Source organism: Candidatus Hodarchaeum mangrovi (assembly GCF_975850365.1).
Genome location: NZ_CDLCQJ010000056.1, coordinates 1 through 11247, shown reverse-complemented (window position 1 = coordinate 11247; position 11247 = coordinate 1). Strand labels below are relative to the sequence as shown.

Annotated in this window: 11 protein-coding genes; 6 read left to right on the top strand and 5 right to left on the bottom strand. The window is 32.7% G+C overall.

All coding sequences use genetic code 11. From position 1 onward, the window contains the following. Positions 1-209: 209 nt before the first annotated feature. The 3 genes from ACWVCY_RS05820 (at position 210) to ACWVCY_RS05810 (ending at position 3214) form a co-directional block, all read left to right on the top strand. Entirely contained in the window at positions 210-1379 is a 1170-nt protein-coding gene (locus tag ACWVCY_RS05820) for a threonine synthase (RefSeq protein WP_455141074.1), read from the top strand. 596 nt (positions 1380-1975) lie between these two features. Next, positions 1976-2326 (top strand): nitrous oxide-stimulated promoter family protein, encoded by a 351-nt coding sequence (locus tag ACWVCY_RS05815; protein ID WP_455141072.1) that lies wholly within the window; start codon positions 1976-1978, stop codon positions 2324-2326. A 711-nt stretch (positions 2327-3037) separates the two neighbouring features. Beyond that, entirely contained in the window at positions 3038-3214 is a 177-nt protein-coding gene (locus tag ACWVCY_RS05810) for a hypothetical protein (RefSeq protein WP_455141070.1), read from the top strand. A 12-nt stretch (positions 3215-3226) separates the two neighbouring features. On the opposite strand, the gene ACWVCY_RS05805 is transcribed toward ACWVCY_RS05810, so the two are convergent. The 3 genes from ACWVCY_RS05805 to ACWVCY_RS05795 form a co-directional block, all read right to left on the bottom strand. Further along, entirely contained in the window at positions 3227-4117 is an 891-nt protein-coding gene (locus tag ACWVCY_RS05805) for a DUF362 domain-containing protein (RefSeq protein WP_455141068.1), read from the bottom strand. A 122-nt stretch (positions 4118-4239) separates the two neighbouring features. Continuing rightward, the gene (locus ACWVCY_RS05800; RefSeq protein ID WP_455141066.1) at positions 4240-4740 is read right to left on the bottom strand and encodes an NINE protein; all 501 of its coding nucleotides are present in this window, start codon (positions 4738-4740) and stop codon (positions 4240-4242) included. An 82-nt stretch (positions 4741-4822) separates the two neighbouring features. After that, positions 4823-5344 carry a hypothetical protein gene (locus ACWVCY_RS05795; RefSeq protein ID WP_455141064.1) on the bottom strand — a complete coding sequence of 174 codons (522 nt, stop codon included), beginning with the start codon at positions 5342-5344 and terminating at the stop codon, positions 4823-4825. 698 nt (positions 5345-6042) lie between these two features. Here ACWVCY_RS05795 and ACWVCY_RS05790 point away from each other — a divergent pair. After that, positions 6043-6267: a hypothetical protein gene (locus ACWVCY_RS05790; protein WP_455141062.1), complete on the top strand. Its 225-nt coding sequence runs from the start codon at positions 6043-6045 to the stop codon at positions 6265-6267. On the opposite strand, the gene ACWVCY_RS05785 is transcribed toward ACWVCY_RS05790, so the two are convergent. After that, positions 6264-6947 carry a Rab family GTPase gene (locus tag ACWVCY_RS05785; protein WP_455141061.1) on the bottom strand — a complete coding sequence of 228 codons (684 nt, stop codon included), beginning with the start codon at positions 6945-6947 and terminating at the stop codon, positions 6264-6266. The genes ACWVCY_RS05790 and ACWVCY_RS05785 overlap by 4 nt on opposite strands. Before the next feature lie 316 nt (positions 6948-7263). Here ACWVCY_RS05785 and ACWVCY_RS05780 point away from each other — a divergent pair, with 316 nt between their 5' ends. Then, complete coding sequence (locus ACWVCY_RS05780) at positions 7264-9615, top strand: alpha-amylase family glycosyl hydrolase (RefSeq protein ID WP_455141059.1); 2352 nt, start codon at positions 7264-7266, stop codon at positions 9613-9615. A 6-nt stretch (positions 9616-9621) separates the two neighbouring features. On the opposite strand, the gene ACWVCY_RS05775 is transcribed toward ACWVCY_RS05780, so the two are convergent. Continuing rightward, positions 9622-10131: a flavin reductase family protein gene (locus ACWVCY_RS05775; protein WP_455141057.1), complete on the bottom strand. Its 510-nt coding sequence runs from the start codon at positions 10129-10131 to the stop codon at positions 9622-9624. 192 nt (positions 10132-10323) lie between these two features. On the opposite strand from ACWVCY_RS05775, the gene ACWVCY_RS05770 reads away from it, so the two are divergent. Then, on the top strand, positions 10324-11247 hold a 924-nt coding region (locus ACWVCY_RS05770; protein ID WP_455141055.1), incomplete at its 3' end, for a hypothetical protein.

Genomic DNA, 11247 nt, shown 5'->3' with positions numbered 1-11247 from the left:
TAAGGTTTTAATACTAAAAATTGTCTTTTGGGTGCTTGAAAGAGCGATTTCCTCCACTTCTAAATTTGATTCTCAAATCAAAGCGAAAATATAAACTTGGCCTTTAAATACAAGTATAAAATTCTTTACTCCTAACAATGGGGTAATTGAACTATATGATTTATTGCCCTTACTTCATAAAGCTTATGAGAATTACAAGGGATAATGTGATGAAAAGACCTTTAAATAAATCTCTTCTTTCTAATTTACGTTGTACTGCTTGTAAATCTAAATACGAATCTCAAAAAATTTTTACTACTTGCCCACGATGTGGCAAAATCCTTTTTGCTGAATATGAGCTTGAAAAGGCGAAGGAGAATATTTTAAATCTCGAAAATAGAAGTTTTAACATTTGGCGATTTAGCGAAATAATGCCCGTTATAAATCCTAAATACCAGTATACATTGGGTGAAGGATGGACCCCACTCCTTAAATTGAGAAGATCAGCCAAAAGTCTGAAAAAACTCTTTTTAAAGGATGAAGGATTAAACCCAACAGGGACTTTTAAAAGTAGAGGCTTATGTGCTGCTGTTTCTAAAGCAAAAGAGCTTGGGATAACCAAATTTGTTATCCCGACTGCAGGAAATGCAGGTGCAGCACTAGCTGCTTATTGCGCATGTGTTGGCGCAGAAGCACATATTTTTATGCCCTCTGACACCCCTGAAATGTTAATAGCTGAGGTACGTATGTTTGGAGGAAATATTACTTTAGTAGATGGTTTAATCAATACTGCTGCTACTCTAGTTCATGAAAAAAGCATAGAATTAAATTGGTTTGATGTTTCAACATTAAAAGAACCATATCGTGTAGAGGGGAAGAAAACAATGGCGTTTGAGATTGTAGAACAAAATAATTGGGAAGTCCCAGATGTCATAATTTATCCTACAGGAGGAGGAACTGGAATTGTGGGGATGTGGAAAGCCTTTAATGAGATGGAAGGATTAGGATTGATAGGATCAAAACGACCTCGGATGGTTTCAGTTCAAACTGAAGGATGTGCTCCTATTTGGAAGGCTTTTCAAAAAAATCAGACAAAAGCTGAAGAATTTGATAACGCTTCTACTCTTGCACCAGGTTTACGTGTTCCAAAGGCATTCGGTGATTATTTGATCTTAAGAGCAATCTATGACTCGGGAGGAACTGTGGTTAAAGTTACTGATGCAGAGATAATAAGAGCAATGAATATCCTAGCAAAAGATGAAGGAATTCTACAAGCTCCAGAAGCAGCAGCTACTTATGCATCATTAGATTATCTATTAGAAAATAAATTTCTAGATAAGAGTGAAGAAATAATTCTCTTTGGAACTGGCTCGGGATTGATCTACCCCCATTTATGGTAAAAAGATTAATTTTCATGAGAGCTGATTTAAGTGAGTTAATAAAGAAATTTGACCAATGAGTAGAGTCATACTCAATAAGATAAAGAAGAATCCACTTTATTGAATAACTATCATTTTCAGAAATAAAAAGCTTATCAAAATCAGGGATCACGTTTAATTTTTATATCATTTTTATTCTAACTTCATTTAATCTGTCTAAGTAAAGTAATTTAGATTCTCCTTTAAAATGAGGAAGATTAATAGATTCATGTAGAAAAAAGGTATATTTCCAATTCTAAAAATCCATCCTTAAGCCAGAGATGTCTTTTAAAATACATAACCATTCTATTGCAACAATTTAAAGTAAAAGTGTACCAATAACTTCTAAATTTTCTCATTAAGTATAAAATCGTGAACATCAGTATCTAGTACACTTATTATTTCTAACCTCCTTCCTTTAAACTAAAAGAAGTTGTGTATTTGACGGAAATTCATCCTCAAAGAAAGGAGAATAAATTTGAAGATCTTTCTTTCGCATATATATATGAAAAAATTTCCGAATTATTAAATATCTCGTTCTAAAGCTTGGATTTTCAGTTTTATGGAGTAATGTTGCCATGTCATTAATCCAAGAAAATAAACGAATGGTCCGTGAACGAAAAACAATAGACATTATGATCCAGATTTATTGTAATGATAAACACAATACAAAGGATAATTTGTGTGAAGAATGTATTGAATTAAAGATTTATGCCAACATTCGTTTAGATAAATGTCCATATGGAGTAAATAAAACAACATGCAATAAATGTCCAATCCATTGCTATAAACCTGAAATGAGGGAAAGAATCCGAGAGGTAATGCGACATTCTGGGCCGAAGATGAGTTATAAGCATCCTATTCTAGCTTTTTATCATCTTGTTGATGGACTTAGAAAACCAAAACTTAGGGAAAAAGAGCAAAAATAAGCTGATCCATATCCTACGATTGGTAAAAATGGATGTTTTATTAAATTAAACCCAATTAGTGAATTGGTCTTTAAATTTGACTTTATTGCAATTTCTATAGCTATATCAAAAAATTAAGTGTATAATTGAAAGGTAAAAAATCTGATAAAAAAAAATTTACATTCTTAAGGATATTTAAGAAAAAGGTTCTCCTTCCCAAAGGGTGAAAGAAGTGGAGTTGGACAGAATGAGTCGTAAGGGGAAGCTTTATAGCCATATTTCCTAGTGGGTTATATACGACTAATTAAGACCGACTAGTTAACCCACCATTCTGTCTTATGATCAAATTAGGCATTGATTAAGTTATAAATCTACAGCTGAGTTATCAAAACAATAATTCATTAATTTAGTTTTTAATACATGATTTAACAGCCTTTTTTTCACTAACCAGACCTTAAGTCATGTGACTAATTTTATATGCATTTAATGTTATAGTATTGCATATAAAGGAGAGAATAGCCAATTTGTTACTATTCATAAAGATTAGAAGGTTTTCCATAAAAATTTTTAGATAATCCATCTTAATTAAAATTGTTAAATTTTTTAAAAAATAAAATATCTCCGACAAAATTCTAGAGAATTATTTTCCATCTGAAAGAAGAAAAATTTATATAGCTCGTTCAATTAGGAGTGATTAATTTGAAGCTTATGACGTTTAAGTGAGATATATGTATGAAAAACCCACCTACTTCTTCTCATAATGCTAATTGTCAAGATATACAGGAAAAACAGCTTGAAAACATCACAGAAAAGATAGTAGTATGTCAAACTGAGCAGGGGCCTGAAACGTTTCGAAAATATTCTCTTAAAAATGCGATTGAAGAATTAGATGAGCTTTTTGATAGTTAAATAATATTCTACCTAATTTAACAATTTTTTGATTTTTTCAATATAATTCTGGCTGTACTCATCATAACCCACTAAATCTATTTTCTCTAAGCTCTTAATACCTAAAGATAATTCAATAGCTCGAGCGATTTGTTCTTGATCGAGAATAGATCCTTTAGATACCTCGGGAGTTGTTCCTAATTCTCTGAGAATAGCTACTCCAATAGAATCGATGGCTATTCTATCAGTACTTGCTAACATTACTTGTGCATTCTTAAGCGATCCTTTAGCTGGACCTCCAGTCACAAACGCATCAACTCCATCTAAAATTATTAGAGAAGGATTATAAATTTGATTGATTTCTGCGATCATTTTCCGGATATGAGGAGATGAATGAAGTTCACTCATATAATTATAACCATCTCGCGGCACTAAACCTACAGAAATCTTCAAGGAGAGAGTGAAATGTCCCCCAAATTGATGGGTTTTAAGACATGGAAGAGTAATAATGGCATCCGCTGTTTCTAATAATTTAGGGTAAAGAAAACCTTTTTTCCAATGCAAATCGTCAGAATTATAAGGAATCCAATGAGTTTGAGGTTGTGAAAGGTCAATAATATCGAAATTCCCTAATTCTTCTTGTAATGTATACAATCCTTTAATTACCATTGTTTGATGGGTATTTGCCGGACCTGATCTTTCCATTACTATCACTTTTTTTGCTCCCACCGATATTAGATGAGAAATTAATTCTCTAATAATAGTTATATCGGTTGATGCTGGAGGTGGATCAGCTGTATTAAAATTGGGTTTTATAATTATAGTTTTATTCTGAAAAGTACGAAAAGTATCTGTATAATATTGAAAAATTTTTTTCATACCATCAATGCGACTTTTTGTTTTAACAACCAGTACTTTAACCATGATCAATTCACTTTACCATTTTTTTACAAAATACCCCATATGATCTCGCATACTACCAAATAGAATCTGTAATAAATCAATTAGCCAACCTAGACCAAAAAAGCCAAATGTTACGAGATAAATTAATCCTGAAAAACTTTTCCCAGATAAAATCGATGAACACCAAAAAATCCTAAGAAGAAGCAAAGGAGAAGAGCAACCAATCGGTTTTTTTCCGAAATTGGATAGATTGTTTGATAAGGAGTTGGTGTTCTATACAGAGGTCGAATTTCCCTACTAGGGCTAGTTTGTGTGGAAGGAGTAGGAGAGTAAGATGGTGGAGAGACATTTTCTTGTGTTAAGCTATTTCCGCAATTGGAACAGAATTTTCCTTTATGAATATTTTTCCTTCCACAGGTTGGACAAAACCGTGCAGTTGAAGAATCCAAATTTATATCTGGAAAATAGGAAAAACTAGTTTTACAAAAAGAGCACTGGTCAAGTCCAGCATCTATTGATGCATTAATTGAATCCAAGCAGTATTTACGCCCACAATTAGGGCAAGTGATCCCCTTTTTTAGAACTGGATGAGTAGCTTCACATAAACCATAATAATATACATTTATATCAGAGCTTTCAGCCATTGAATGAACAACAACTATAAAAAAAGGTATATACTTCTATTATTTTGTTATCTCATAAAATTATTTCCTAATTAAAAAGGAATTATCCAAAAACACGCTTCATTAGAAGAGAGAGCCGTTGTTGGATTAGGGGGTCAGAATCCCCTAAACTGCTGATTTTATTCCAAGCGTCCTCTGTTAATCCGTATTCCTGTAGACGATCAGGGAGAATCATATTCCACCTTAAAGCTCCTTCTTGATAATTTGGTGCTTTATCTAGGATAATCTGAAATTCAATGCTTAATTGAAAATAGACTTTAAGTGAAGCAGGATCAAGTGAAACACCTTCAAGAGGGGGAAATAAGGGTTCTAAAGGCAAGTTCTGAGATACTTTCTTCGGTTTGATTCCTAATTCACTGAGGTAACCAAAGAAATCAGGGATTTGGGGAAAATTAGAGTCAAAAAATTCAGCGTTTTTATCAAAGGGGGCATCCTGAGGATTTATGCCTTTTGAAAAATCATGCTGTAGATCGACTGGAATAACTGGTTTAACTTCAATATTTTTTTTGGTCAGGGCTTCTTTATTTCCGCAATGTGGACATGGATTTCGCTCATCTAATTTCATGACATAATTATGACACTTTTTACAGACAGGAACTGTAATTTCCTCCGAGAATGAGGACCTTTACTCATTAACGAAATATAGTTTTTGTGACTTAAAAAGTATCTAGTTAGGTAGTGAAATCAATCTCTCATCAAGTCTATAATAAAATTAGATCTCACAATTTTGGCTATGTCAATAAAACTATGATTCTACTATTAAATCCTCAAATCAATATAAAAATGAGTAGAATCAGTTATATTAACTAGGAATGTGCTTAATTGGTACCGTAGTTGCTCCCATTCTTAGTATGCTATATCAAATTTGTTATAATTCACAGCAGAACTATTAGTTGAGAGTTCAAGTAATCCTTCATATACTGCTGGAAAAGAAGTTGCTTGATTATAAGATATTTTATGAAAAGATCAGTAGAGGGTGGAATTTTTGGGATTTTAGTCATTTCCCATCCATAAAAGGTGGGAAAATTCCCATGCTGTCCAAAAATATCGGTACAACCTGATAGAATGAAAATTGAGGCAAGTCAAACAAGGATAGCATGGATCTTAAGATGTTGCATAAAAAGCAATTCGAAATTTAATTGATAAAAGTTAATAAATGTTATGATTGATTCATTAACGTTTAAGGAATTTCTAGTCGTCGTTGATAATACTCGATGGTTAGCAGAAGGAACAAAACAGAATTCATAGATTATAAACACAACTGTGAATGGAATAGTAAAAAAGATTAATAATTCAGTAGATACGATCCAAGAAACATTCAAGAATTTTGTTACTGAGTCAGAAGAATTTTTTGCCTCTTCTGAGGAAGTTATAGCTAGTATCGTGGAACAAAATACTAGTATGGCGAAATTAACTTCCTCATCTCAGGACTTAATTTACCTTGGGAGTAGATCATCCAAACAAATCTTGAAATCTTGGATCTTTTAGCGATGTGATTGTAGAAATTTATTAGTAAGTCGAATAAAACAGTTCTCCAGTCCTTGGGAAGAAGAAGGATCTTCAAAATCAATCTCACAATAATCCATATTATGTAGATATGCATAATGATATCCTTCCTTTGACGAAACACTGCTCTTTTCCAAAACTTTTGTCTCTGGCTTATGGTTTTTTGTCTTTTTTAATCTGAAATTTGATCTTTTTCGTAAAATAAAATGAAGAATAGGACTCAATTTCCCCTTCTGTGGGCGAACTGTGTTTTTATCAGATAATTTGGTTACTTTCTGGGTTTTTTGAGGATAATTTTTTATTCCCAACAGCAGGATAGGAATATCTTTGGAGGGTACATGTTTCCGAAATTCCATTATCCAATTCGGAATTGCTGCAATGCTTTGTTTATCTTCTATTAAAAAAAAGATCATGCAAGCAGAAGCTCCTCGATAGTAACTTGGACGTAACTTTCCGAAAAATTCCTGGCCAGCAGTATCTACAAGGATCAATTTAATATTATTGTTATCAATTGTAATTTTCTTTGTAGTTATATCTACTCCTAAAGTTGGAAGATAATTCTTGTCAAATTTATTCTCAGCATATCTTCTAATTAAAGAAGTCTTTGGTGAAGAGGGTGATCCAATAGCACAAATTTTGAAAAGATATTCATTTGAAACCAATGTGTCACCCTCATGCTCACATTAAGTCCCGGATTTCATAAAACTATCCAGAGAAATTCTCCGACAATAAGTTGAAAAAAGAAATTGGTTATCGAAGAAGGAATTAGGAAAAAAAAAATGTGTGGTTGCATGGAATGGGTCAATCACAACAACATAATATGTTATATTCATGACCCCACTATAACTTGCAACCAATTATGTTCTTTTAATTTAGTCTTAAAAGTTCTACTAAAAATACTTGATAAAGAATAAAAAAAACTGTGTTTATCAAACTTAATACATTGGTTCTGGTAAGAAAATAATGGTGATCAATAGCATGGCTGTAAAACCTGCTCTCTGTGGATTAATAATTCTTCTTTTAATTATTTCATTAAATTCTAGTAATTCTACCCTTAAGAATAATTATATAGTGGAGGATTCAATTTCTAAGATAATTCAACCAACTTATAATTTCGATAATAATATAGAATGGGATTTAATTTATCATAACACTCGTGAAGGATATTATCGAAGTCCAGGTTGGGCTACAACAGATGGGTGGAATAAAAGTGGGGCGGTGAGGGTAGGGCAAAATGTCATATTAAGGATTCGTTCAGCAATAAATGATCTTACACGAGTCCAGATCCGCTATTGGGATGGTGAAGCTGGAGTCGAAGGATTTCGTGAGATGACAAAAATTGCTTCAACATCAGAATATGATTTTTGGGAAGGTACGATTTTATCTCCTCTACAACCGAGTGATTACTTTTATTCCTTTTTTCTAACTGATGGCACCGAAACTGACTATTATTCCGATGATGAGGGATTAGATGGTGGAGTAGGCAAAATGTATGCTTCCTATAATTCTGGACGAGATTTTGGTATAGTATTCTACGATCCAGGATTCACTACTCCAGACTGGCATAAACAAACAGTGGGGTACCAAATTTTTCTCGATCGATTTTTCAATGGAGATTTAAGTAATGATGCTATAGGAGATGGCTCAAGTGGAGATATCACATGGTTTGAGTGGGATAGCAATGGAGATGGATCCTTTACTTCAGAGGATGCACAACGAGTGTTTGCTATTAAACGAGATTGGACAGAATTACCAACTGGAGGTAACGATTTTTTTGGTGGAGATCTTAAGGGTGTGTTTAATAAAATTGATTACCTTAAGGACCTTGGTATTGGTTTTATATGGTTAAATCCTTTTACGGAATCACCTGACAATCATGGTTATTCTGTAGATAATTATAAATCAGTAGATCCCTATTATGGGTCGATTGCTGCTCGTGAGAATGGAATTGTAAGAAATAATATCACAGCCTCTTTGAAAATTTTTGATGAACTGGAGTCAACTCTCGAATTAAATGGGATAAAAATCATCTATGATGTTGTGATTAATCATGTATCTGCTCAATCAATATACTTTCAGCGATTTGAAAACATGGACGTGGGAGATCTTCTTCTTCCAACTGCTTTTCAAGTTCCTGATCCTTACCCATACGTAAAAGGAGCATATGAAGGTGTAACTTCTCTCTTTAACAATTGGTTCCGCTTTTATACCCGTAATCATGACTATGATGCTTGGTGGGGTTTCTACAATATTCCTACTTTGAAATATGATCAGACAATGAATATTGCTACTGAATTAATTACTGGAGCTAATTCTTTGTTCACATTTTGGGCTAATCATGGTGTTGATGGATTTAGGCTTGATGTTAATCCCGATTATGACGATGGTACAGGTTCCAGAGTCGTCAATAAACTGATTCGAGATCGTGTCAAGGTAGATAAATCTGATAATATTATTATTGGTGAAGTTTGGGATAGAGCAAACACTTGGCTTACTGGAACCATGAATGATGGAGTGCAAAATATGCTGTTCAGAGATAATACAATAATTTGGATCCGAGGAACTAATGTAGGGTATACAGATAACACTTATATCAATAAACTAGTATCATTCCAAGATTTTTATCCCCCAGAAGCTTATCACTCTCTCTGGACAAATCTAGGAAATCATGATACTGCTCGAATACTTACAGAATTAGAAGAAATAAACGATCGTGTTTTGTTAGCTGCAGCATTACAATTCTTTGTTCCAGGAGTTCCAGTTATTTACTATGGCGATGAAATTGGATTACCTGGTGTAAGGGATCCTGATAGCAGACGACCTTTTCCATGGGGATCAGAAAATCAAACAATGCTAAAGAATTACAAGGATCTAATTCAAATAAGGAAGAACTATAAGGTTTTTCAACGAGGTTCATTTTTTTCTATAGAAGATCAAGTTGAAGGAGTTTTATCGTTTGGACGTGAATTATCCTCTACGTCCCAAAGTGCAACAGTGGGTATTTTTAATAGGAATAAAAATCGTTTAGCTTATTTACTAAATTTATCAACCTTTCATGAGATCCAAGTAGGTGATGTATTAGTAGATCTCCTTAATAATAACACCACATATATAGTAGATGAGAATAAATCTATTAATCTCTTACTTGAACCATATGGAAGAATGATTTTATTAAATGGAATCAGTGATCCTCTGACTCAAAGTACCTCTAAAACTATAAGTCAAAAATCCTCTAATTTTTCGCTAATACCATTACAAGTAGCACTTTTAACATTGATATTGAGTAAGAAACTCTATACTAGGAGAACCAAGAGAAAAAGGAAAAATTAATTTTTTTCATTTTAAAATATTACCAACTGTCCTATATTCCCTTGGCCAGTAGAGAATTGCCTGCTGTCGAGAATAATCTTTTCGGACATAACTAGTAACAATTTCTCCGATAAACCAGATATGAGTTCCTCCTTGGTTAATTTCATTAATTACTTTACATTCAAGACTAACTGGGCATTCTTCAATGAAAACAGAGGTTATTTTTTTTCCAGGAACCGGTGTTAATCCTGTTTCAGCAAATTTATCACAATCTCGTCCTGAGTGAGATCCACAGTACTTTATTGCAGGAAGAAGTTCAGTAGTAGGAAGATTGAGGGAAAAATCTTGAGTTTTTTTGATTAATTCAAAGGAATATCTTGAAGGTACTATACCAATCATTACCATAGGCTTAACAAAGGAAAAGAAACTTACTGCTGCAATAGTTATGATATTTTTGTCCACACAAACTAATACAACAGGAAATCCAGGAAAGGTCATTAATCCTGCCTCAGGTGATACTTCTTCTTTTTGTAACATAATTATCTACCAAAAGGGTTATTTTCAGGAAGTAAAAACTTATAATTATCCATTTTAAATTTTTAAAGATCTGTTTGGATAAGTATATCTCAAACTTTAACTGATTTAAGTTAAAAATAAATTGAGTCAATTGAATAACATAAATCCATTTAGATAGTATATACGAATAGAATAGCTATAGAGTCTGAGAAAATGGTCTATCTGGCAAATGAAGTATTTATTAGCCTTATCATAATTTTTATTGAAATAATATTTGAGATATTTTTTATTTATCGTATTTCTAAAGCTTTAGTTAGACAAAGATATCCTAAAACGTTAATATTCCTCTTATTGATCTTTACATTTCTCCTTTTTAGAGACTTTGCAATATTTTTTAGTATTTTTGCTCCTCAGAATGATAGGGGTCTTTTTATTGGATTTAGTAAAGTTTACCTTCTTTCTACACTCTTTATCACATACATTTTCTTTCTGTTTTCTGAGAAGTTTGAGTATGATTCAATATTAACACGTGACCAATTTTTAGTCACGATAGTAGCCACAGTCATTAGTACTCTAATCGTTATCAGTAATTTAATACCAATTTGGTCAGATCAGCTAAATATGTACCGAATAGCGACAGATTACACCCTTGAAATGTTGATGTTAACCTTGAATGGTATTATGGGCATGGTCGTAACCATAAGCTTCTGGAATGGGTATAAGGATGTATGGATTACTCAAGAGAGACAACTAAAATTATTAATAATAGGGAATCTGATTATTTTCTTCATTCCTTGGATTTTCACCATTATTTTGCTTTTCTATTCGATTCCTCCGAATATTTTTATTAGAACACTAATTCGAGCTTTTAACCTAATTGGTTTATTATTCTATTATTTTTCATTCCATGGATTCAATTATCCAAGTTTATTCAAAAGACAACGTGCAGATAAAATAATGGTTACTGATTTAAATGGAATTCCATTATTTACCTATGATTTTAAAGAAGATATCCATAAAATTGATGCAATTCTTTTTGCCGGAGCAATAGTTGCTATTACTCAACTAATGCTTGAGTCTATCAAATCACCATCTCCTATTGTCGAAGTAGCCATGAAAAATCAATACAAAATTATG